The organism is Burkholderia sp. Ax-1719 (assembly GCF_011753055.1).
In the GTDB taxonomy this organism is placed as follows: Bacteria; Pseudomonadota; Gammaproteobacteria; order Burkholderiales; family Burkholderiaceae; genus Paraburkholderia.
The window spans coordinates 19,896-42,796 of record NZ_VWWJ01000034.1; the positions used below are offsets into that span (position 1 = coordinate 19,896).

At 63.5% G+C, this 22,901-nt stretch carries 21 protein-coding genes, 1 tRNA gene and 1 pseudogene; 12 read left to right on the plus strand and 11 right to left on the minus strand.

Annotated elements, in window-relative coordinates:
• Positions 1-84: 84 nt before the first annotated feature.
• Together F3J17_RS32555 and F3J17_RS32560 are read left to right on the plus strand one after the other, a co-directional pair.
• Positions 85-768 carry an RNA pyrophosphohydrolase gene (locus tag F3J17_RS32555; RefSeq protein ID WP_167069409.1) on the plus strand — a complete coding sequence of 228 codons (684 nt, stop codon included), beginning with the start codon at positions 85-87 and terminating at the stop codon, positions 766-768.
• 161 nt (positions 769-929) lie between these two features.
• Positions 930-1,493 (plus strand): CNP1-like family protein, encoded by a 564-nt coding sequence (locus F3J17_RS32560; RefSeq protein ID WP_167069411.1) that lies wholly within the window; start codon positions 930-932, stop codon positions 1,491-1,493.
• 80 nt (positions 1,494-1,573) lie between these two features.
• On the opposite strand, the gene proB is transcribed toward F3J17_RS32560, so the two are convergent.
• The 4 genes from proB to rplU all read right to left on the minus strand — a co-directional run bounded on the left by proB (position 1,574) and on the right by rplU (position 4,706).
• The gene (gene proB, locus F3J17_RS32565; RefSeq protein ID WP_167069413.1) at positions 1,574-2,692 is read right to left on the minus strand and encodes a glutamate 5-kinase; all 1,119 of its coding nucleotides are present in this window, start codon (positions 2,690-2,692) and stop codon (positions 1,574-1,576) included.
• An 83-nt stretch (positions 2,693-2,775) separates the two neighbouring features.
• The gene (gene cgtA, locus F3J17_RS32570) at positions 2,776-3,906 is read right to left on the minus strand and encodes an Obg family GTPase CgtA (protein WP_167069417.1); all 1,131 of its coding nucleotides are present in this window, start codon (positions 3,904-3,906) and stop codon (positions 2,776-2,778) included.
• A 198-nt stretch (positions 3,907-4,104) separates the two neighbouring features.
• On the minus strand, positions 4,105-4,368 hold the full coding sequence (rpmA, locus tag F3J17_RS32575; RefSeq protein WP_167069419.1) for a 50S ribosomal protein L27: 264 nt from the start codon (positions 4,366-4,368) through the stop codon (positions 4,105-4,107).
• 26 nt (positions 4,369-4,394) lie between these two features.
• Complete coding sequence (gene rplU, locus F3J17_RS32580) at positions 4,395-4,706, minus strand: 50S ribosomal protein L21 (protein WP_065060411.1); 312 nt, start codon at positions 4,704-4,706, stop codon at positions 4,395-4,397.
• Positions 4,707-4,970: 264 nt separating this feature from the next.
• Between rplU and F3J17_RS32585 the strand changes: the two genes are divergently transcribed.
• The 9 genes and pseudogenes from F3J17_RS32585 (at position 4,971) to F3J17_RS32625 (ending at position 13,004) form a co-directional block, all read left to right on the plus strand.
• On the plus strand, positions 4,971-5,963 hold the full coding sequence (locus F3J17_RS32585) for a polyprenyl synthetase family protein (protein ID WP_167069421.1): 993 nt from the start codon (positions 4,971-4,973) through the stop codon (positions 5,961-5,963).
• A gap of 39 nt (positions 5,964-6,002) precedes the next feature.
• Positions 6,003-6,079: transfer RNA gene (locus F3J17_RS32590), tRNA-Pro, on the plus strand.
• Between the two features lie 174 nt (positions 6,080-6,253).
• On the plus strand, positions 6,254-7,579 hold the full coding sequence (locus F3J17_RS32595) for an HlyC/CorC family transporter (RefSeq protein ID WP_167069423.1): 1,326 nt from the start codon (positions 6,254-6,256) through the stop codon (positions 7,577-7,579).
• A 182-nt stretch (positions 7,580-7,761) separates the two neighbouring features.
• A pseudogene (locus F3J17_RS32600) lies at positions 7,762-8,975 on the plus strand (ATPase, T2SS/T4P/T4SS family).
• The gene (locus tag F3J17_RS32605; RefSeq protein ID WP_167069427.1) at positions 8,972-10,186 is read left to right on the plus strand and encodes a type II secretion system F family protein; all 1,215 of its coding nucleotides are present in this window, start codon (positions 8,972-8,974) and stop codon (positions 10,184-10,186) included. Before F3J17_RS32600 ends, F3J17_RS32605 begins: the two are co-directional and overlap by 4 nt.
• Positions 10,187-10,214: 28 nt before the next feature.
• Complete coding sequence (locus F3J17_RS32610) at positions 10,215-11,204, plus strand: A24 family peptidase (RefSeq protein ID WP_167069429.1); 990 nt, start codon at positions 10,215-10,217, stop codon at positions 11,202-11,204.
• A gap of 12 nt (positions 11,205-11,216) precedes the next feature.
• Positions 11,217-11,819 carry a dephospho-CoA kinase gene (gene coaE / locus F3J17_RS32615; RefSeq protein WP_167069431.1) on the plus strand — a complete coding sequence of 201 codons (603 nt, stop codon included), beginning with the start codon at positions 11,217-11,219 and terminating at the stop codon, positions 11,817-11,819.
• 173 nt (positions 11,820-11,992) lie between these two features.
• A complete protein-coding gene (gene zapD / locus F3J17_RS32620; protein ID WP_027817983.1) occupies positions 11,993-12,748 on the plus strand; it encodes a cell division protein ZapD in 756 nt (251 codons plus the stop codon).
• Positions 12,749-12,806: 58 nt separating this feature from the next.
• On the plus strand, positions 12,807-13,004 hold the full coding sequence (locus F3J17_RS32625; RefSeq protein ID WP_027817984.1) for a DNA gyrase inhibitor YacG: 198 nt from the start codon (positions 12,807-12,809) through the stop codon (positions 13,002-13,004).
• A gap of 76 nt (positions 13,005-13,080) precedes the next feature.
• Here F3J17_RS32625 and F3J17_RS32630 read toward each other — a convergent pair whose 3' ends face one another.
• The 4 genes from F3J17_RS32630 to secA all read right to left on the minus strand — a co-directional run bounded on the left by F3J17_RS32630 (position 13,081) and on the right by secA (position 18,632).
• Positions 13,081-13,500 carry an NUDIX domain-containing protein gene (locus F3J17_RS32630; protein WP_167069433.1) on the minus strand — a complete coding sequence of 140 codons (420 nt, stop codon included), beginning with the start codon at positions 13,498-13,500 and terminating at the stop codon, positions 13,081-13,083.
• Positions 13,497-14,369 (minus strand): ATP-binding protein, encoded by an 873-nt coding sequence (locus tag F3J17_RS32635; protein WP_167069435.1) that lies wholly within the window; start codon positions 14,367-14,369, stop codon positions 13,497-13,499. The genes F3J17_RS32630 and F3J17_RS32635 overlap by 4 nt, the downstream gene beginning before the upstream one ends.
• 31 nt (positions 14,370-14,400) lie before the next feature.
• A complete protein-coding gene (argJ, locus tag F3J17_RS32640) occupies positions 14,401-15,642 on the minus strand; it encodes a bifunctional glutamate N-acetyltransferase/amino-acid acetyltransferase ArgJ (RefSeq protein ID WP_167069437.1) in 1,242 nt (413 codons plus the stop codon).
• 185 nt (positions 15,643-15,827) lie between these two features.
• Positions 15,828-18,632, minus strand: coding sequence for a preprotein translocase subunit SecA (gene secA, locus F3J17_RS32645; protein ID WP_167069439.1), 2,805 nt, complete (start codon positions 18,630-18,632; stop codon positions 15,828-15,830).
• Positions 18,633-19,037: 405 nt separating this feature from the next.
• On the opposite strand from secA, the gene F3J17_RS32650 reads away from it, so the two are divergent.
• A complete protein-coding gene (locus tag F3J17_RS32650) occupies positions 19,038-19,556 on the plus strand; it encodes a DUF721 domain-containing protein (RefSeq protein ID WP_167069441.1) in 519 nt (172 codons plus the stop codon).
• Positions 19,557-19,634: 78 nt separating this feature from the next.
• Here F3J17_RS32650 and lpxC read toward each other — a convergent pair whose 3' ends face one another.
• From lpxC to ftsZ, 3 genes are all read right to left on the minus strand, one after another.
• Entirely contained in the window at positions 19,635-20,552 is a 918-nt protein-coding gene (lpxC, locus tag F3J17_RS32655; protein WP_167069443.1) for a UDP-3-O-acyl-N-acetylglucosamine deacetylase, read from the minus strand.
• A 255-nt stretch (positions 20,553-20,807) separates the two neighbouring features.
• Entirely contained in the window at positions 20,808-21,317 is a 510-nt protein-coding gene (locus F3J17_RS32660) for a peroxiredoxin (RefSeq protein ID WP_167069445.1), read from the minus strand.
• Positions 21,318-21,573: 256 nt separating this feature from the next.
• Entirely contained in the window at positions 21,574-22,770 is a 1,197-nt protein-coding gene (ftsZ, locus tag F3J17_RS32665; protein WP_103707223.1) for a cell division protein FtsZ, read from the minus strand.
• Positions 22,771-22,901 lie beyond the last annotated feature (131 nt).

The window sequence follows — 22,901 nt, forward strand, 5'->3', positions numbered from 1 at the left end:
GCTCCAAACTTCTGGCCGTCGGGTGCGTGAGGACCGTTATCTGTTTATAATCAAAGCAATTTTAAAGGATTCGAAGGTGGTTGTATGCTGGATCGTGAGGGGTTTCGCCCGAACGTCGGCATCATCCTCTTGAACGCGCGAAACGAGGTGTTTTGGGGCAAACGGGTTCGCGAACATTCCTGGCAGTTTCCGCAAGGGGGCATCAAATATGGTGAGACCCCCATGCAGGCAATGTATCGGGAGTTGCACGAAGAAACCGGTCTGCATCCGGAGCACGTCAAGATCGTCGGTCGCACGCGCGACTGGCTGCGTTATGAGGTGCCGGACAAGTTCATCAAGCGCGAAGTGCGCGGCCATTATCGCGGTCAGAAACAGATCTGGTTTCTGCTGCGCATGGTCGGGCGCGATTGCGATATCTGCCTGAGGGCAACGGAGCATCCCGAGTTCGATGCGTGGCGCTGGAACGAATACTGGGTGCCGCTCGAAGCGGTCATCGAGTTCAAGCGTGACGTCTATCAGTTGGCGCTGACCGAGCTGTCGCGATTTTTGCGACGCCCGGCGATGCCTCGTGTCGAACGCGTCCATGTGCATAGCGCGCATGGTCCGCACGGTCATGAAGTGCGCTACCCGCGCCTGATCGCGACCGCGCACGCCGAGGCGGTGGAATTCGAGCCCACGCTCATCGATGCCACCGATCACTCCCCACTGGATCGCGACTGCGACCCCGCGGGGAGTATGATCGAGCCTGCGCCGGACGAGCACGGGTAATCCAGCTTTCTGGGTTCTGCGCCCGCAGGCTCGCCACGTCGCACCCAACGCCCGGACCGGCCAGGCGGGCGCTGCGCAGTTGTCTGCGTGGCGCACGGCGGTCCGCATTCGCGGCGCCGCGCATTCGTGCGCGCAGCGCCGGTGCATCGAAGGAATATCACTTGAAACGATTGGCTCTTGCTGCGGTGTGCGCCGCGGCCGCTAGTAGCGTCCTGCTGTCCGCTTGCGGCAGTTCCGGCCCCACCAACAAGGACGACAGCGCGTTCACCTATCTGCTCGACCGTAAGGGCGAGTGGACGGAAAACAAGCTCGAAAGCCTGCCGGCGCTGCCCGGCCCGAACAGCACGCTGTATGGCTTCGACGTCTCGAACAACACGCCGCTGAAGTTCTCCGTCGACCCCGCTTCGCTGACGGTCGGCACCGACGGTGTGGTGCGCTACGTCATCGTCATCACGAGCCCGAACGGCGCGCGCAACATCAACTACGAAGGCATTCGCTGCGATACGTACGAGTGGCGCCTCTACGCGAGCCTGAACGCCGACCACAACGGCTGGGATCAGACCGTGGCGAACAACTGGTCGCGCATCGAGAACGGCGATCTCAACGCGTATCAGTCGCGTCTGTATCAAGACTACTTCTGCGCGAACAAGATGCCGATCGGCAAGGCGCCGGTGATCAGCGAGAACATCCGCTTCGGTCGCACGCAATCGACGCTGGTGCGCTGAGTTCGACGCGAGCCGCATACAAAAAAGCCGCAGCAGTCATCGACTGTTGCGGCTTTTTTTCGCCCTGACGCTAACTCGCCTCAGACCAGCACGAGATTGTCGCGGTGGATCAGTTCCGGCTCCAGCATATAGCCGAGCACGCCTTCGATCTCGCCGCTCGGATGACGCTGGATCAGCTTGGTTTCCGCGCTGCTGTAGTTCGTGAGGCCGCGCGCGACTTCCTGGCCTGACGGATTCAGGCAGGCGATCACTTCGCCGCGCGCGAACGCGCCCTGCACGCCCACCACACCAATCGGCAGAAGACTCTTGCCGTCAGCCGTGAGCTTCTGCACCGCGCCATCGTCAATCACGACATGGCCGCGCACCTGCAGGTGATCGGCCATCCATTGCTTGCGCGCCGCCATGCGCGCCGTGCGCGCGATCAATTGCGTGCCGATTGCCTCGCCTTGCGCGAGACGCACCAGCACCGCTTCTTCGCGACCGCTGGCGATCACGGTATTCGCGCCGCTATGCGCCGCGCGCTTGGCCGCGAGAATCTTGGTGAGCATGCCGCCGCGGCCGATGCTCGACCCCGCGCCGCCCGCCATCGCTTCCAGCTCCGGCTTGCCGGCGTCCGCTTCCTGCACGAGCGTCGCGGCCGGGTCTTTGCGCGGATCGGCGGTATAGAGACCGCTTTGATCGGTGAGGATGACGAGCGCGTCGCCTTCGATCAGATTGGCCACCAGCGCGCCGAGCGTGTCGTTGTCGCCGAACTTGATTTCGTCGGTGACGACGGTGTCGTTCTCGTTGATGATCGGCACCACGCCCAGACGCAGCAGCGTGAGCAGCGTCGAGCGCGCGTTCAGATAGCGCTCGCGATCGGCGAGGTCAGCGTGCGTCAGCAGGATCTGCGCGGTGCGGATGTTGTGTTCCGCGAAACGGCTTTCGTAGACCTGCGCGAGTCCCATCTGGCCGACGGCCGCAGCAGCCTGCAGTTCGTCGATTTCGCGTGGGCGCTTCGTCCAACCCAGACGTTGCATGCCTTCGGCGATCGCACCCGAACTCACGAGCACGACCTCCTTGCCCTGCGCACGCAGCGCCGCGATCTGCGCGGCCCATCGGCCGATGGCCTCATGATCGAGCCCACGACCATCGTTCGTGACGAGGCTCGAACCGACTTTCACTACCAGACGCCGGGAATCGGCGATGACGGAACGCATGCTGCGCGGTCTCCCCAAATGACTGATGACGCGAGAAGGTGCCGGCGCGGCTCCGTGGCCCGCTTTCCGGCACGAACGATGACTTACTCTTGCGGCTCCTGCGCGACGCCGCTGCCGCTGCTGTTGCCACCTTGTCCCGCCACGCCTTCGCGGAAGCGCACGTCGGAGGCGAGATCTTCCGCCTCTTCTGCGCGACGCGCGTCCGAATGTTCGGAAACGTAATCGTAGATCGCGTAGCAGAGATTCTCACAGCCCTGCCCCGTGAGCGCCGAGATCTCGAAGACCGGGCCGTCCCACTCAAAACGCTTCACGAAGTCGGCGATGCGTTCCGCGCGCTCTTCTTCCGGCACCATGTCGAGCTTGTTCAGCACGAGCCAGCGCGGCTTCTCATAGAGCGTTTCGTCGTACTTGCGCAGTTCGCCGACGATGGCCTTCGCGTCCGCAACCGGATCGACGGAATCATCGAACGGCGCGAGATCGACGAGGTGCAGCAGCACGTTGGTGCGCTGCAGATGTCGCAGGAACTGGTGACCGAGGCCCGCGCCTTCCGCTGCGCCTTCGATCAGGCCCGGAATGTCGGCGATCACGAAGCTCTTGCTCGGACCTACGCGCACCACGCCCAGGTTCGGCGCGAGCGTCGTGAAGGGGTAATCGGCGATCTTCGGCTTGGCGTTGGACACCGAGGAAATAAAGGTGGACTTGCCCGCGTTGGGCATGCCCAGCAGACCGACGTCGGCCAGCACCTTCAGTTCGAGGCGCAGCATGCGGCGCTCGCCCGCCTTGCCGTCGGTCTTCTGACGCGGCGCGCGGTTGGTGGACGACTTGAAGTGCAGGTTGCCGAGGCCGCCCGCACCGCCTTCCGCCACGATCACGCGCTGGTCGTGCTCGGTCAGGTCGGCGATGAATTCGCCGGTTTCCATGTCGGTGATGGTCGTGCCCACCGGCATGCGCAGCGTGATGTCGTCGCCGCCCTTGCCATAGCAGTCCGAGCCGCGGCCGTTTTCGCCGTTGCGCGCCAGATGCTTCTTGGTATAGCGGTAGTCGATCAGCGTGTTGATGTTGCGGTCGGCGATCACGTAGACGCTGCCGCCCCGTCCGCCGTCGCCGCCGTCCGGCCCGCCGAACGGGACGAACTTCTCGCGTCGCATCGACGCGCTGCCATCGCCCCCATCGCCGGCGATGACTTCGATCTTCGCTTCGTCAATGAACTTCATGCGTTACTCCGTCCCGTAATCGGTGAATCGTCGTTAATTCGTTATTGTGCCCACGTATTGTGCTCGCCGGGGCCATGCTTGCGCACCTGGCCGAACGGCTAGCGACACTGCGCGACCGCGTGAGCCGGGGCGCAGATAAAGAAAAAGCCCCGCAAACTTCGCGGGGCCTTCCTTGCGTCGATTGCTAGCAGCTAGAACTTAAGCTGCAACCGGTACGACGTTGACCATGTGCTTGTTGGCTGCGCCCTTGATCGCGAACGAGACGTGGCCGTCGACCAGCGCGTAAAGCGTGTGGTCCTTGCCAATGCCAACGTTCAGACCCGGGTGCATACGCGTACCGCGCTGGCGAACGATGATGCCGCCTGCGAGGATAGCCTGGCCGCCGAACACCTTCACGCCAAGTCGTTTCGACTCTGAGTCGCGGCCGTTACGTGACGACCCGCCTGCCTTTTTGTGTGCCATTTATTTGCTCCTTAACCGTCGTGCGCTTACGCGTTGATCGCGTCGATGCGCAGTTCGGTGTAGTTCTGGCGGTGGCCGCCATGCTTCTGGTAGTGCTTACGGCGACGCATCTTGAAGATGGTCACTTTTGCGTGACGACCTTGCGACACGACGGTGGCCTTGACGACAGCCCCACTGACCAGCGGCGTACCGAACTTAATCGATTCGCCTTCGCCCACTGCGAGAACCTGGTCGAGCGTGATTTCTGCGTCAATGTCAGCCGGTATCTGTTCTACTTTGAGTTTTTCGCCAACGGCAACTTTGTACTGCTTGCCGCCGGTTTTTATGACCGCGTACATTGAGAACCTCACTCTAAAATATCTTTTCAGACGCACTGCGCGCCCGAAACCTTAGATTATACATAGAGTTAGCTGCGTGGTCAAAAGGTATTGACAAGCCCGCATCCTGTGTTCCAGCACCATACGCAGCAAGGGTTTCCGACCGGTGCAAAAGCCCCACACACTATGAGCAAAATAGAGGGAACCATCGGCCAGTCGGCTAGGCTGAGTCCGGCCCGCGGCCGATTCGCCTTATAATCCGCGGCACTACCTATATTTGCCATCATGTCGTCCACCGCCACCCCTACCCCCAGCGCAGCGACCCTGCTTGCGCCCATCGCCAGCGACATGGAGCAGGTGAATCGTGTCATCCGGCAAAGTCTGGCGTCCGAGGTGATGCTGATCAACCAGATCTCCGAGTACATCATCAGTGCGGGCGGCAAGCGGCTGCGCCCGGCGCTGCTGTTACTCGTGGCGGGCGCGCTCGGCGACCGCAGCACGCATCGGCACACGCTCGCGGCTGTTGTCGAGTTCATCCATACCGCCACGCTGCTGCACGACGATGTCGTCGACGAATCCGATCTGCGGCGCGGCCGTCAGACGGCCAACGCACTGTTCGGCAATGCCGCCAGCGTGCTGGTGGGCGACTATCTGTATTCGCGCTCGTTCGAGATGATGGTCGGCGTGGGCAAGATGCGCGTGATGGAAATCCTCTCGCAGGCCACCACGATCATTTCCGAAGGGGAAGTGCTGCAACTCCTGAACATGCATGATGCGGACGTCGACACCGAACGCTACATGCAGGTCATCCGTTACAAGACGGCCAAACTGTTCGAGGCGGCGGCGCAACTGGGCGCGGTGCTGTCGGGGGCAGATGCCCGCACCGAAGAAGCCGCGGCGGAATATGGCCGCCGCATGGGCACGGCGTTCCAGATCATGGACGACTGGCTCGACTACACCGGCACGGCCGAATCGATGGGCAAGAACGCCGGCGACGATCTGCGCGAAGGCAAGCCCACGCTGCCGCTGATCTGGCTGATCGAGCACGGCACGGCGGAAGAAGCGGCGCTCGCACGCGAGGCGATCGAGCAAGGCGGCACCACGCGCTTCGACGAAATCTTCGCGGCCATCACGCGTTCGGGCGCGCTCGATCACACGCTCCAATGCGCGAAGGCAGAGGCTCAAGCAGCCGCCGATGCAATTTCTTCATTTCCCTCTTCCCAATACAAAGAGAGCCTGCTAGAATTATGTTCTTACTCGACGACGCGCCAGTCTTGAAGAAGGCGAAGCAAGTCGGAAGAGTGCAGCAGTAAAATTCGGGGTGTAGCTTAGCCTGGTAGAGCGCTACGTTCGGGACGTAGAGGCCGGAGGTTCGAATCCTCTCACCCCGACCAGAATTCTGAAAAAAACCGCACACGTGTTGTGCGGTTTTTTTTCGTCTGTCGTTCCCGTACGCAGCAACTCAGGGGCCACGCCTGGCCGAACGGCCAATGCGCTTCCCGCCCCGGCGGTCCTGCCGCACCCCTCTGTTATAGTTTCCCCACCCGTTCCCCTCACTTTCTCCAAGCGTGGACCACCTTCCCGTATGGGCGCAGATTGGCGCCGTGTTCGTCCTGCTCATCTGCTCCAGCTTCTTCTCCATCTCCGAAACGGCGATGATGGCGCTCAACCGCCATCGGCTGAAATACCTCGCGACCCATAACGCGCTCGGCGCGAAGACCACGCAGAAGCTGCTCGCGCGCACCGACCTGCTGCTCTCCGTCATCCTGATCGGCAACAATCTGTTCAACACGATCATTCCGGTGCTCACCACCTCGATCGCGCTGCACACTTTCGGACATAACAACGTCGTCCTGTCGATCGCGACCGGTATCGTCGCCTTCCTCATCATCGTGTTCGCGGAAATCACGCCGAAGATCGTCGGCGCAACTTTCCCGGAAAAAATCGCGCTGCCCGCCAGCCTGCTGATCGCACCGCTCATGCGCGTGACGAAGCCCATCATCTGGTTCGTCAACATGTTTGCGAACACGATCCTGCGCGTGCTGCACATCAACACGAGCAAGGCGCGCGACCAGCGTCTCTCGACCGAGGAACTGCGCACCATCGTGCTGGAGTCCGGCAGCTTCATGCCGACCAAGCACCGCAGCATCCTGCTGAACCTGTTCGATCTCGAAAACATCACCGTCGATGATGTGATGATTCCGCGCCGCCGCATCGAAGCACTCGATTACGACGCGCCGCTCGAAGACATCCTGCATCAGCTCGAGACCTGCTATCACAACAAGCTGATCGTGTATCAGGGCGATATCGATCGCGTGCTTGGCGTACTGCATGTACGCAAGACGCTGGCCGCCCTGCACAACCAGGAATTCGAGCGCGAGACGCTGCGCGAACTGCTCGCGGAACCCTATTTCGTGCCCACCGGCACGCCCGTGTTCCAGCAACTTCAGTACTTCCAGGAAAGCCGCCATCGCATCGCGCTGGTGGTGAACGAGTATGGCGAGATGGAAGGCCTCGTCACACCGGAAGACATCATCGAAGAACTGATCGGTGAATTCACCACGACCATGCCGCGCAGCGGCACCGGGCGCGGCGGCTGGAACGATCAGGGCGAATGCATCGTGCCGGGCAGCATGCCTTTGCGCGAGCTCAATCGCTGGCTGCATCTCACGCTGCCAACCGACGGGCCGAAGACGCTCAACGGCCTGATTCTCGAAGTGCTCGAAGAGATTCCCGAAGGCGACGTGTGTGTGCAGATCGGCGACGTGAAACTCGAAGTCATGCGCGCCGACGATCAGGCCGTGCGCACCGTGAAGCTTTTCAAACCGGGCACGACGCCGGGCATTTCCGCGCGCGCACTGCAGAAGGCGAAGAAGCTGCTGCCGGGTCATTGATTCCGGGCGTTCGCCCGCAGCGTTAGCCATTTGGCTGAATGGCGCGCACAGCCGCGTCAGCCGATCATGAAGCCGTCACTCGCACACGGCGGCTTCGGGCCGGCAATCGATGTTTTCCATTCCTGATCGTTCTGGCGCCCACGGCGTTCGTCGCTTACCCGCCATCGCCGCTCGCGCAGCGGATGGTGCGGCAAACGGCGGCTTTGCCTCAGCCACTGCGCCCTCGCCTGTCTCAGACGACGCACCGTCAGTGCGCCTGCTCGCCGATACGCTGCGCGAAGCCGCACGGCGCAACGCCTCCGATCTCCACGTCGAGCCGCTCGAACAGGGCTGGCGCGTGCGCCTGCGCATCGACGGCGTGCTGCATGAAATCGCGCGACCGGCCGCTCATCTGCGCGACGCGTTTATCACACGCATCAAGGTGCTCGCGCGCATGGACATCGCCGAGCGCCGCATTCCGCAGGATGGGCGACTGCGCCTGTCGCCGCGTGGCGAGGCCCAGCCGCAAGAGGACTATCGCGTGAATTCGCTGCCGACGATCCACGGCGAAAAGCTCGTATTGCGGCGACTCGAAGCGTTGCCCGACGATCTTTCGCTGACTGCGCTGGGTCTCGACGCCGTGCAGCGCGAGGCACTGAGCGCGGCAATCGGCGCACCTCATGGTCTCGTGCTGGTCACCGGTCCAACCGGCAGCGGCAAAACGCTCTCGCTCTACTCCTTTCTGCAAAAGCTCAACGACACCTCGCGCAATCTCTGCTCGGTCGAAGATCCCGCTGAAATCCAGCTCGCCGGCATCAATCAGGTCAACGTGCGCGAGAAGGCCGGCCTGACTTTCGCGCTCGCGCTGCGTGCGCTGCTGCGCCAGGATCCGGACGTGATCATGATCGGCGAAATCCGCGACGAGGAAACCGCCAGCGTCGCGGTGAAGGCTGCGCAGACCGGCCATCTGGTGCTCTCCACGCTGCACACCAACGATGCGCCCGCGGCGGTTGCACGCCTCATCGACATCGGCGTCGAACCGTATAACCTCGCGGCCGCGCTGCGGCTCGTCACAGCGCAGCGACTCGTGCGGCGGCTCTGCACGCAGTGCCGCCAGCCCTCGGACGAATCGGCGGCCAGCTTGCGCGCGGCGGGACTGGCCGATGCACAGCCGTTCATTGCCAGGGGCTGCGAAGCCTGTCACGGCATCGGCTATCGAGGGCGTGTGGGCATTCACGAAGTGATGCCCGTGAGCGCCGCGATGCGCGACATGATCGTTGCGCGGCGCAGTGCGCAGGACATCGCACGCCAGGCGCGCCTGGAAAGCGTGGCCACGTTGCGCGACGCCGCATTGGCCCGCGTGCGCGACGGCACCACGAGTCTCGCCGAAGCACTCGCCGCAACGGACGCGTCATGACCAAACCCGAAAGCGCCGCGCCTGATTCGCGCTTCGCATGGCGCGGCCTCGACGCGGCAGGCGTCGCGCGTCGCGGCACGCTGATCGCCTTCGACGCCTCGGCGGCACGTCTCGCGCTCAAGCGCGATCGCATCACCGCCACGCTGCTCGAACGACGCGGCCCGGCTGCGCCACCGCGCGCCAGACCGGCCGACGTCACGCGCTTCACGCGTCAGCTCGCGAGCCTCTTGCGCGCCGGACTGCCGCTTGCCGGTGCGCTCGATCTGCTGGCCCAGGCGCCGGGGCCAAACGGGCTTCCGCGCATTGCCGCCTCGCTTGCGCGCGAGATCACGGCGGGCAAGCGTTTTGCCGAAGCACTCGCGCAGCATCCAGCGCGCTTCGGCTTGCTCTTCTGTCAGCTTGTGGCGGTGGGCGAAGCATCGGGCGCGCTCGCCAACGTCCTCGCGCGTATCGCCGATGATCGTGAGCGCGCCGCCGCGCAACGCGCCAAGGTGCGCGCAGCGCTCACCTATCCCGTCGCGGTGCTACTGCTCGCGCTGGCGATCACGACCGCGCTGCTGGTCTGGGTAGTGCCCACCTTCAAGCAGATTTTCGATGGCTTCGGCGCCGCGCTACCCGCGCCCACGCAGTTCGTATTGATGCTGTCGGCGGGCGCGGCGCGCTGGAGCGTGCCCGTTGCAGTGACGTGTACGGGCGGCGTGTTCGCGCTGCATACGCTGCTGCGGCGTTCGGTGGCGGCACGGATCTCGTTTGGCCGTATCACGCTGGCGCTTCCGCTGGTCGGCGCGCTGCTCACGACGCTATGCGCCGCGCGCTGGAGTCGTGCGCTCGGTACGTTGCTGGGTGCAGGCACGCCGCTCGCCGATGCCTTCGATTCACTCACGCACGCAAGCGGCAACGCCTTCTTCGATCATGCGAGCGCGAGCATCAGCGCACGCCTGCGCCACGGCGAACGGCTCGCATCGGCGATGCGCAAGGCCGCCTGCTTTCCCGACGACGTGATCCAGCCCGTGGCAGTCGCGGAGGAGTCAGGCGCGCTCGATGCGATGTTGCTCGACGTCGCCGCACTCGCCGACCGTCAGGTGGACGAAAAGATCGCGCTGGTTGCGAGTCTGTGCGAGCCGCTCATCATCGTCGTGCTGGGCGCGCTGGTCGGCGGCCTCGTGGTCGCGATGTATCTTCCCATCATTCAACTGGGCAACGTGGTGTAGCATCGCTGCCAGATTACGGTTCCCGCACATGTCCGTCCTTTTATCGTCCGCTGCCGCGTCCACCGCCGTGTCCACATCGGTGTCCACCCCGTTCGCCTCGTCATTCAACGGCGCGCCGCTCTCGCCAATCGATGCGCCCTCATCGTTATCGCTCGCGCTCGCGGCATTGCCGCCCGGCGTGCTGATGGGATTCGCGATCGTGATCGGCCTCGTGATCGGCAGCTTTCTCAACGTGGTCGTGCATCGTTTGCCGATCATGCTGGAGCGCGCATGGCGTGCCGACGCCGCCGAACTCTTCAGCGACGCGCCCGCCAGCGGCGATCTCTTCAACGACGGCCTGCCCGCACGCTACAACCTCTGGCTGCCGCGTAGCGCCTGTCCGCATTGCGGCCACGTGCTACGCGCCTGGGAAAACATTCCGCTCGTGAGCTGGCTGTTGCTGCGCGGGCGCTGCTCGCAGTGCGGCACGCGCGTGAGCCTGCGCTATCCGGCGGTCGAGATCGCGAGCGCACTCTGCGCGGCCGGCGCACTGCTCGCATTCGGCCCCTCTGGCAAGGCGCTCGCCGCATTTGCATTGAGCGCTGCGCTGATCGCCGCGAGCATGATCGATCTCGAACATCACCTGCTGCCCGATGCAATCACGCTGCCGCTCGTCTGGGCAGGTCTACTCGTCAATCTCGCCGATACCTTCACCGATCTGCAAAGCGCCGTGATCGGCGCGGTTGCGGGCTATCTCGTACTCTGGAGTGTGTACTGGATCTTCCGCCTGCTGCGTGGCGTCGAAGGCATGGGTCATGGCGACTTCAAGCTGCTCGCCGCACTTGGCGCGTGGCTTGGCTGGGCCGCGCTGCCGCAGATCGTCGTGATCAGCGCGGTGGCGGGCGCGGTGGTCGGCATTGCGGCGACGCTGAGCGGACGCATGCGTTTCGAAGAGCCGCTGCCGTTCGGCCCTTATCTGGCTGCGGGCGCGTTTATCACGCTGTTTGCTGGCACGCCGTTGTATCGCTTTTTTGCGTGAGGAAATGAATCGATGTTTGCAGTCGGATTGACTGGAGGTATCGGCAGCGGCAAATCCACGGTCGCGGATCTGTTTGCGGCGCGTGGCGTGCCGCTCGTCGATACGGATGTGATTGCGCATCGCGTCACTGCACCGCATGGCATCGCCATGCCGCAAATCGCCGCGCAATTCGGCCCTGAATTTGTCGCCGCCGACGGCTCGATGGACCGCGCGCGCATGCGTGCGCTCGTGTTCGGCGACGAGGCTGCGCGCAAGCGGCTCGAAGCGATCACGCATCCGCTGATCCGCGCCGAAACCGAACGCGAAACGCGCGAGGCAAATGGAGCGTACGTGATGCTGGTCGTGCCGCTGCTGGTCGAATCGGGTGCGTGGAAAACACGCGTGAATCGCGTATTGACCGTCGATTGCAGCGTCGAAACGCAGATCGCGCGCGTGATGTCGCGCAACGGCTTCACGCGTGAACAGGTACTCGCGATCATCGCGCGCCAGGCCACGCGCGAAGCACGTCTGAGCGCCGCTGACAATGTGATCGTCAACGATGGCGTCACGCTCGAAGCGCTCGCACAGGACGTCGAAATACTGCATCAACGTTACCTCGCGCTTGCACGCGGGTAACTTTCCCGCGTGTTTTTGCAGCGCGCCTCACGCTCATCGCGTGGAAAATTGCAGGAATCTGCTGGAAAACACTGATGTAACGACCTTGCGCCGGTGTGTGCGATTGCGACCGTAGTCCCACGGCATTAGAATGTCCTGCAATCCTTCACCGACCACGCCCGAGGCGAGCGCGCTTGATTCTTTACGAGTATCCCTTCAACGAGCGAATCCGGACGCTGCTGCGCCTCGAAGACCTGTTCGAGCGCTTCACGTTTTTCCTGACCCAGGAGGATCCGAGGGAACATCACGTTGCGCTCACGACGCTCTTCGAAATCGCGGAAGTTGCAGGCCGCGCCGACCTCAAGTCGGACCTCATGAAGGAACTCGAAAGACAGCGTCAGACGCTCGCGCCGTTCCGCGGCAATCCCGGCATAGAGCAGAATGCGCTGGAAAGCGTGCTCGGCGAAATCGAGCAGACGCTCGCGGGTCTCACGCAGATGCAAGGCAAAACCGGCCAGCATCTTGCGGACAACGAATGGCTCACCAGCATCCGCAGCCGCGCGATCATTCCGGGCGGCACCTGCAAGTTCGATCTGCCTTCGTATTACGCATGGCAGCAATTGCACGCGGATCAACGCCGTCAGGACATCGCCAAATGGGTCACGCCGCTGCTGCCGCTGCGCGACGCCGCCAGCATCGTGCTGCGTCTCGCGCGCGAATCCGGCCAGGCGTCGAAGGTCATGGCCATGCAGGGCAGCTATCAGCAGATGCTCTCTGGCCGCACCTACCAGCTTATGCAGGTCCGCGTGGCACCGGATTTGCGCGTGATCCCCGAAGCGAGCGCCAACAAGTACATGCTGTGGGTCCGCTTCACCGTTCAGGATGGCGATCTGCGCCCGCGCGCCGTCGACCAGGACGTGCCGTTCCAGCTCACGCTCTGCAGTCTGTAATTTTGCCAACCGCGGCGCCGTTTCAACGGCGCCGCCCAGCTATTGATCAGTCGACCGAATGACCACCGTCGTCAAATGTCCGACCTGCGGCAAGGATGTCCGCTGGGTTCCGGAAAACCGTTTCCGCCCATTCTGCTCGGAACGCTGCAAGCAGATGGATCTGGGCGCCTGGGCCGCTGAAAAGTACCGGATCGGCGGCAACGAGGAAGACACGCCGCCCGATGACGAAGCGCCGCCCACGGATACGCGCCAATAAGCATCGCCATGAATAAAGCCGCTGCACGTCGAACGTGCAGCGGCTTTTGTGTTTCTGGCTTCAGCGCAAGCGCAGCTTATTCCGCCGCCAGCCACTCCAGCACCGGAATCGTCGCGGGCAGCAGCGGCTCGACGCTCGCGGGGAGCGCCTGCCAGGCCAGCGCCTGACCTTCGCGGCCATGCGGCTCGCCGGTCCAGTCGGTGACCTTGCAGAAGTAGAGCCGCACATAGGCGTGCGGGTAATCGTGCTCAAGCGTATGCCAGCGATGGCACGCCTTCACGTCGATACCCAGTTCCTCGTGCAGTTCGCGCGCGAGCGCAGCCTCGACCGACTCGCCCTTTTCCAGCTTGCCGCCGGGAAATTCCCAGTAGCCCGCGTAGGGTTTGCCTTCGGGGCGCTGCGCCAGCAGATAGCGGCCGTCGGGCTGCACCAGCACGCCGACTGCCACTTCCGTCACCGGGCGCGACTGTACCGTTTCCGTGACTTGCTCGCTCATGCCTCTTGCGCCTTCTTGCCCGACCAGTCGCGTGCGAACTGCCACGCGACCCGGCCCGAACGCGAACCACGCTCCAGCGCCCAGACCAGCGCGTCGCCGCGTGCGGACTCGACTTCGGCGTCGGTGCAGTCGAAGTGACGCAGCCAATGTCCGACGATCGTCAGATAGTCGTCCTGCTTGAACGGATAGAAGCTCACCCACAGACCGAAGCGTTCCGACAGCGAGATCTTCTCCTCCACCACTTCGCCCGGATGAATCTCACCGTCGGGCATGTGTTTGTAGGATTCGTTGTCGCTCATGTACTCGGGCAGCAGATGGCGGCGGTTCGAGGTCGCGTAGATCAGCACGTTGTCCGACTGCGCGGCCACCGAGCCGTCGAGCGCCACCTTGAGCGCCTTGTAGCCCGATTCGCCGTCCTCAAACGAAAGATCGTCGCAGAACACGATGAAGCGCTCCGGACGCGTCGAGATCAGATCGACGATATCGCCCAGATCATGCAGATCGTCCTTGTCGACTTCGATCAGGCGCAGGCCGTCCTGCGCGTACGCGTTCAGGCAGGCCTTGATCAACGACGACTTGCCAGTGCCGCGCGCGCCCGTCAGCAGCACGTTGTTCGCGGGCTTCTTCTGCACGAACTGACGCGTGTTGCGGTCGATCAGGTTCTTCTGGCGATCGATGTTCTGCAGATCGTCGAGCGAAATCAGCGAAACCCCCGGGACCGGTTGCAGGTAGCCGCGGCCCTGGCGCGTGCGCCAGCGGAACGCGACTGCCGAGTTCCAGTCGACATCGGGCGCAGCCGGCGGCAGCACGGCTTCGAGGCGGCCGAGCAGCGCTTCGGCGCGGGTCAGAAACTGTTCGAGCTTGTCCATTGCGTCTTGCGTAGAAAGATCAGGGACCGAATTAAGAACGGTAGTCGGCGTTGATGCTCACGTAGTCGTGCGAGAGGTCGCAGGTCCAGACCGTGGCTTCGGCGTTGCCGCGGCCGAGCACCACACGGATCAGGATCTCGCTCTTCTTCATCACGCGCTGACCGTCTTCTTCCTTGTACTCCGGATTGCGGCCGCCAGCCTTGGCGACGAGCACGTCGTCCAGATACAGGTCGATCTTGCCCACGTCCAGATCCGTCACGCCCGCATAGCCAATCGCCGCCAGAATGCGGCCCAGATTGGGGTCCGATGCGTAGAACGCCGTCTTCACGAGCGGCGAATGGCCGATTGCGTAAGCGATCTGGCGCGCTTCGGCGACGTCCTTGCCGCCTTCCACCTGGATCGTCATGAACTTGGTTGCGCCTTCGCCATCGCGCACGATCAGCTGCGAGAGCGTCTGCGCCACTTCCGTCACGGCGTCGCGCAGGGCGACGTAGGCCGGCGAATCGGTCGAGGTGATCGCGGGCAGGCTGGACTTGCCCGAGGCGATCAGGATGAACGAGTCGTTGGTCGAGGTGTCGCCATCGATCGTGATGCAGTTGAACGAGCGGTCGGCCACGTACTTGACCAGCTCGTCGAGCACCGGTTGCGCGACGTTCGCGTCGAAGGCGAGGAAGCCCAGCATGGTCGCCATGTTCGGCTTGATCATGCCGGCGCCCTTGCTGATGCCGGTGAACGTGATGGTGTGACCGTCGATGGCGATCTGGCGCGACACGGCCTTCGGCAGCGTGTCCGTCGTCATGATCGCCTGGGCGGCGTCGTACCAGTTCGCTTCCTTGCGGTTTGCGAGCGCGGCGGGCAGACCGGCCTTCAGGCGGTCGATCGGCAGCGGTTCGAGAATCACGCCCGTCGAAAACGGCAGCACCTGCGAGGGCTCGATGCCCGCAAGGCGCGCGAGTTCGTCGCAGGTTTCGAGCGCGTTCTTCATGCCCGGCTCGCCCGTGCCCGCGTTCGCGTTACCCGTGTTGATGACGAGCGCGCGGATACCCTTGCCTCCCGCACGCACCTTCGCGAGATGCTCGCGGCAGACCGTGACCGGCGCGGCGCAGAAGCGGTTGAGCGTGAACACGCCCGCGACGCTCGCGCTTTCCTCGACGGAAATCACCAGCACGTCCTTGCGGTTGGGCTTGCGGATATGGGCTTCCGCCCAGCCGAGCGTCACGCCGGCGACCGGATGAAGTTGTGCGGGATCGATCGAGGGGAAATTGACAGCCATGGTGGCGACCTGTCGAAAAGGCAATGCCGGCCGCGACGTCTGTCAGCCTGGCCGGCATTGGGGAGTCAAAACGCAAGGCCCGCCATGGAGAGCGGGCCACCGGAATCAACGCGCAAGCGCATCACGAAGCGAGCGGCGCGGGCATCGGACCGGGTTGGTCGATACCGGCGCACCGCCGCGCCCCATCACGCGATCTTGCCGTGGCACTGCTTGTACTTCTTGCCGCTGCCGCACGGGCACGGGTCGTTGCGGCCGACCTTCGGCACGCCGTCGGCGCCCAGCGCTTCATGGCTCATCGCTGCGCCCACCATCGCGGCGGCTGCGTCGGCCACCGGTGCGGCGGCGCCAACGGGCGCGGATTCCGCCCCCGTTTCCGCGAATTCGGCGTGGCGGAATTCGACGTTTTCCAGATGACCGCCCTGCTCTTCCATCTGCTCGGCGGCTTCTTCGAGCTGTTGCGGCGACTGGATCTGCACGTTCATGACAATGCGCGTGACTTCCTGCTTCACGGCGTCGAGCATGGCGGCGAACAGTTCGAACGCCTCGCGCTTGTATTCCTGCTTCGGGTTCTTCTGCGCATAGCCGCGCAGATGGATGCCCTGACGCAGGTGATCGAGCGCGGCAAGGTGTTCGCGCCAGCTACGGTCGAGCGTCTGCAGCATGACCGAGCGCTCGAACGCGCTGAACGATTCGCGGCCCACGAGCGCCACCTTCTGCTCGTAGGCTTCGTCGGCGGCGGCCAGCACGGCTTCGAGAATCTCATCCGCGTCGATCGACGACGACTCGTTGATCATTTCCTGGATCGCGAGGTCGAGCTGCCATTCGTTGCGCAGGATTTCTTCCAGCTCAGGCACGTCCCACTGCTCTTCGATGCTGCCGTGCGGCACATATTGACGCACGATATCCGTGACCACACCGTGACGCATCGCGCCGATGGTTTCGGTGATGTCATGCGCTTCGAGCAGTTCATTGCGCTGCTGGTAAATGACCTTGCGCTGGTCGTTCGACACGTCGTCGTATTCGAGCAGCTGCTTGCGGATGTCGAAGTTGCGCGCTTCGACCTTGCGCTGCGCCGACTCGATCGAACGCGTGACGATGCCCGCTTCGATCGCCTCGCCTTCCGGCATCTTCAGGCGGTCCATGATGGCGCGCACGCGGTCGCCCGCGAAAATGCGCAGCAGCGGATCTTCGAGCGACAGATAGAAACGCGACGAACCCGGATCGCCCTGACGGCCCGCACGGCCGCGCAGCTGGTTGTCGATACGGCGCGATTCGTGGCGTTCCGTGCCGATGATGTGCAGACCGCCCGCGGCCTTCACCTGATCGTGCAGCGTCTGCCATTCGTCGTGCAGTTGCTGGATGCGGCGCGCCTTTTCGTCGGCGGGAATCGCTTCGTCGGCTTCGATGAAAGCCGCCTGCTTTTCCGCATTGCCGCCCAGCACGATGTCGGTACCGCGACCGGCCATGTTGGTGGCGATGGTGATGCGCTTCGGACGACCGGCTTCAGCGACGATCGCGGCTTCGCGGCCGTGCTGCTTGGCGTTGAGCACGTCGTGCGGCAGACCGGCCTGCGTGAGCAGATGCGAGAGCACTTCCGAGTTTTCGATCGACGTGGTGCCGACCAGCACCGGCTGACCGCGCTCGTGGCATTCGCGGATGTCGCGGATCACCGCGTCATAGCGTTCCTTCGCGGTCTTGTAGATCTGGTCCTGCTTGTCGATACGCTTGGGAATGCGGTTGGTCGGGATCACGACCGTTTCGAGACCGTAGATCTCGTTGAATTCGTACGCTTCCGTGTCCGCCGTACCCGTCATGCCCGAGAGCTTGGCGTACATGCGGAAGTAGTTCTGGAACGTGATCGACGCGAGCGTCTGGTTCTCGCTCTGGATCTTGACGTGTTCCTTCGCTTCCACGGCCTGGTGCAGACCATCCGACCAGCGGCGGCCTGCCATCAGACGGCCCGTGAATTCGTCGACGATCACGACTTCGCCGTTCTGCACCACGTAGTGCTGATCCTTGAAGAACAGCGTGTGCGCGCGCAGGGCGGCGTACACGTGGTGCATCAGCGTGATGTTTTGCGGTGCGTAGAGGCTTTCGCCCTGGCCGATCAGGCCCCACTCGGCGAGCATGCGCTCGGCCTTTTCGTGGCCCGCTTCCGTCAGGAACACCTGACGCGCCTTTTCGTCGAGCGTGTAGTCGCCCGGCTTTTCCACGCCCGTGCCGTCGGCCTTCTCTTCGCCGATCTGGCGTTCGAGCAGCGGCGGCAGCGCATTCATGCGCACGTAGAGTTCGGTGTGATCTTCGGCCTGCCCCGAGATGATGAGCGGCGTACGCGCTTCGTCGATCAGGATCGAGTCCACTTCGTCGACCACGGCGAAGTTCAGCGCACGCTGCACGCGCGCTTCGGTCTCGTAGACCATGTTGTCGCGCAGGTAGTCGAAGCCGAACTCGTTGTTCGTACCGTAGGTGATGTCCGCGCCGTAGGCTTCCTGCTTCATGCCGTGGTCCATCTGCGACAGATTGATGCCGACGGACAGACCGAGGAAGTTGTACAGACGCGCCATCCATTCGGCGTCGCGCTGGGCGAGGTAGTCGTTCACCGTGACCACGTGCACGCCGCGGCCCGAAAGCGCGTTCAGGTACACCGGCAGCGTGGCGACGAGCGTCTTGCCTTCGCCGGTGCGCATTTCGGCGATCTTGCCGTAATGCAGCACCATGCCGCCGATCAGCTGTACGTCAAAATGACGCATCTTCAGCACGCGCTTGCTGGCCTCGCGGCAAACGGCAAACGCTTCGGGCAGCAGTTCGTCGAGCGACGTGCCATTGGCGACGCGCTCGCGGAACTCAGCCGTCTTCGCGGTGAGTTGCTGATCGGTGTATTGCTCGATGGTCGGTTCGAGCGCGTTGATCGCCGCGACCGTCTTCTGATATTGCTTGATCAGGCGCTGATTGCGGCTGCCAAAGATTTTCTGTAAGAAACCGGTGGTCATCGGATCGGTGTCTGCGTCGCGGCTTCAGCCGGGAGTGCTGCACGGCGCGTTGCAAACAGACTGGTTTGCATACGTTTTGCGCCACGCACCCGGATCGGAAGGACCTCGGCGGCTTAAGCCCAAATTGGTGGATTCGAATCGGGCATTTTAGCACGCACCCTGGGCACCGCCCGTGTCAACGCCGTGTTGGGTCCAGTGCGGGGTGCAGCGCGAAAAGCCCACGCCGACGCGCCTCGCAAGCCGTTCTCGCCAACCCTTGGTGCGGCCCGTTTTCGGCCTGCGTCACCAAGGTCTGACAATACGGCAAGGCGCGTGGAGGCAAAACGCGCAGGCTACAATGACGGCATCGCCACAATTCGGCCACACAACCGCTGCGCAGCCCGCGCGCGCTCCTCTACACGCCACATGAGCCGTTTTTCGCCGTTTTCAAGGCCGGGCGCTGCCGCCGCGCCGCGTGCGCAGCGCAATTCGCGCACGCCAGGCAAGCCGCGCGCGCCCCAGCCGATCGCCGAAGTCCTCAGCCGCACCGACGCGTTCGCGCCGCTGCGCGCCGGCGTCGAGCAGATCGCGGCGATCCAGCGCGACCTCAACGCACTGCTGCCCGACTACCTGGCCGCGAGCGTGGAACCCGGTTTTATCAAGGACGGCACACTGGCGCTGTTCGCCGCACACAACGCGCTGGCCGCGCGGTTACGTCATCTGGAACCCCGGCTCGTAACCGAATTGCAGGCGCGCGGCTGGGCGTTGAATAGCGTGCGCATCCGCGTGCGCCCGCAAGCCGTGAAGGAACCGCCGCAACCGAAGCAGGCCCGCATGACGCCCGCCGGCGCGGCGGCGCTGGCAACGCTCAGCGAAAGCCTGCCGCCTTCGCCGCTTCAGGAAGCGCTCGCGAAAATGGCGGCGCGGCATCTGAAGCGCCGCTGAAATCGGCGCTAGATCGGCGGAAACAAAAAAGGGTGGCATAAGCCACCCTTTTTCATTGGATCCCGCGTTTGATGCGAATCAGGCGAATGCCGTCTGCGCCTCGTAAGCGAAGCCGCGCGGTGCTTTCTGCGTGTCGTCAAACGTGACGATTTCATACGCATCTTCGTGCGCCAGCAATTCGCGCAGCAGCGCGTTATTCAGGCCGTGGCCCGACTTGTAGGCGTCGTACGAAGCCAGCAGCGGATGACCGACCACATACAGGTCGCCGATCGCGTCCAGCATCTTGTGCTTCACGAACTCGTCGTCGTAGCGCAGGCCGTCGTTGTTCAGGATGCGGTACTCGTCGAGCACGATGGCGTTGTCCATGCTGCCGCCGCGAGCGAGACCCAGCTCACGCATCATTTCGACTTCATGCGCGAAGCCGAAGGTGCGCGCACGCGCGATTTCGCGCACATACGAGGTATTCGCGAAGTCCACTTCCAGCGCCTGGCCCGTCTTGTCGACAGCCGGATGACGGAAATCGATGGTGAACTTGAGCTTGAAGCCGAAGAACGGGTCGAGGCGCGCGAATTTGTCGCCATCGCGCACTTCCACGGTCTTCTTCACCTTGATGAACTTCTTCGCTGCGTTCTGCTCTTCAATGCCCGCCGACTGGATCAGGAACACGAACGACGATGCGCTGCCGTCCATGATCGGAATCTCTTCCGCGGTCACGTCGATATACAGGTTGTCGATGCCCAGACCCGCGCATGCCGACATCAGATGCTCGATGGTCGAGACGCGCGCGCCGTCTTTCTGCAGCACCGAGGCGAGGCGCGTATCGCCAATCGCCATCGCCGACGCGGGGATGTCCACCGGGTTCGGCAAATCCACGCGCGAAAACACGATGCCCGTGTCCGGCGCCGCCGGGCGGAGCGTCAGATTGACTTTGCGGCCCGAATGCAGGCCGATGCCAACCGTCTTCACGATCGATTTGATGGTTCGCTGCTTCAACATAGTGTTCTACTCATTGAAAATCCCAATCGGGACTTTTTAACTCATAGGACGAATTATACTCCAAGTATCGCAAGTCCGTCGTCGTCCCGGGCGTGACAATTCGTTTCCTCACGTTACCTCGCTGGAATGGACGACGGGCCGACGGCCGGAACGGAGGCGTTCCCGGCCATCGGCCCGCACGGCTGGACGTAATAGCCCGTCACATTTACCCTGCCGGCCCGTTGCATTGCGGCAACGCAAGCGCGGCATGAGCGCTCATGTCGGGCTCAACGTGGCGAGCACGCTCGCCGCATCGCTGACTTCGAATTTGCCCGGCGCCTCGACGTTCAGCGTCTTGACCACGCCGCCGTCGATCACCATGGCGTAGCGCTGGGACCGGATGCCCATGCCACGCGCCGACAAATCCTGCTCCAGACCGAGTGCACGGGTGAACGCCGCACTGCCGTCGGCCATCATGCGTACCTTGCCCGAGGTCCGCTGATCTCGCCCCCACGCGCCCATCACGAACGCATCGTTGACGGACACGCACCAGATTTCGTCGACGCCCGCCGCGCGGAACGCTTCGTACTGCTCGATAAAACCTGGAACGTGTTTCGCGGAGCACGTGGGCGTGAACGCGCCCGGCAATCCGAAGATCACCACGCGTTTGCCCGCCGTTTGCTCGCGCACGCTGAAGCTGTTCGGCCCCAGCGTGCAGCCCGCGCGCTCGTCTTCGACAAATTCGAAGAGCGTGGCGTCGGGCAGCGTATCACCCTGTTTGATCATCACTCGTCCTTCACATCGATGCGCAAAGCGTGTTCGTTCGCCATTACGGGCGACATTGCCTGCATGACCGCGCGCATACGCCGTGCCCCACCTCAAAATGCAGCGGGCAAGCGTCCGAAGCCTGGCATCCTTGCGAATGCGGCCTTGCGGGTCTTGTTAGCAATCATCGCAACGTCATGTCGAACCGTCCGTCTGCGGACGGGCACACCACCGCCGTGCCCGGCACCGCAGCCAGAACTCGCTCGTCGCGCTGGCCTTAGTCGGCCTGCTTGCGCAGGAACGCCGGGATGTCGTACGTATCGACGCCCTTTTCCTGCAGCGCCTGCACATGCGAAGCCGCGGTGTCGCGCGACGTGCGCCACACGGCCGGCGTGTCGAGCGCGCCGTAGTCGGCAGCTTGTGCGTGTTGCGGTGCGTAGGAATGCTGAGCAGCCGCAACCGGATGGTTGTCCGTACCCGTGCGCAGCAGCGTCATCGGCGCAGCCTGTTGGCGCGTTGCTGCCGCGCGGCCCAGACCCGTTGCCACCACCGTCACGCGCAGTGCGTCGCCCATCGCGTCGTCGTACACGGCACCGAAGATCACCGTGGCGTCTTCCGCCGCGTAGCTCTTGATGGTGTTCATGACTTCACGCGTTTCCGACAGACGCAGCGAACGGCTCGACGTGATGTTGACCAGCACGCCGCGCGCGCCCGACAGATCGACGCCTTCGAGCAGCGGGCTTGCGACCGCCTGCTCAGCAGCCAGACGTGCGCGATCGACGCCGGCAACCGTCGCCGTGCCCATCATCGCCTTGCCCTGCTCGCCCATCACCGTCTTCACGTCTTCAAAGTCGACGTTCACCAGACCGTCGACATTGATGATTTCGGCGATGCCTGCAACTGCGTTGTTCAGAACGTCGTCCGCGCACTGGAAGCACTTGTCCATCTCGGCGTCATCGCCCATCACGTCGAACAGCTTGTCGTTCAGGACGACGATCAGCGAGTCGACGTGATCCTCCAGTTGCTGCGAGCCGGCTTCCGCCACGCGCATGCGCTTGCCACCTTCGAATTCGAACGGCTTGCTCACCACACCCACGGTGAGAATGCCCATTTCCTTGGCGATCTGCGCGACCACGGGCGCTGCGCCCGTACCCGTGCCGCCGCCCATACCGGCGGTGATGAACACCATGTGCGCGCCGCGCAGCGAGTCGGCGATGCGCTCGCGTGCTTCTTCAGCGGCCGCGCGGCCCATTTCGGGCTTGGCGCCAGCGCCCAGACCCGTGTTGCCGAGCTGGATCACGGCCGGTGCGCGCGAACGCGACAGCGCCTGCGCATCCGTGTTCATCACGATGAAGTCGACGCCTTGCACGCCGCGATTGATCATGTGCTGCACGGCATTGCCGCCAGCGCCACCTACGCCCACCACCTTGATGATGGTGCCGTTGGTTTCCGTTTCCAGCATCTGGAATTCCATGTTGCCTCCGTCAAGAAAAAGATTTCCGCTCCTCGGCGTTATTCAGGAATGAGTCGGGCAACCCTTTCCTGCGCGCCAGCCGCCGTCACCAGCGCTTCTTCGGTCCCTGCGTTTTTCCTTCGCGCGTCGAT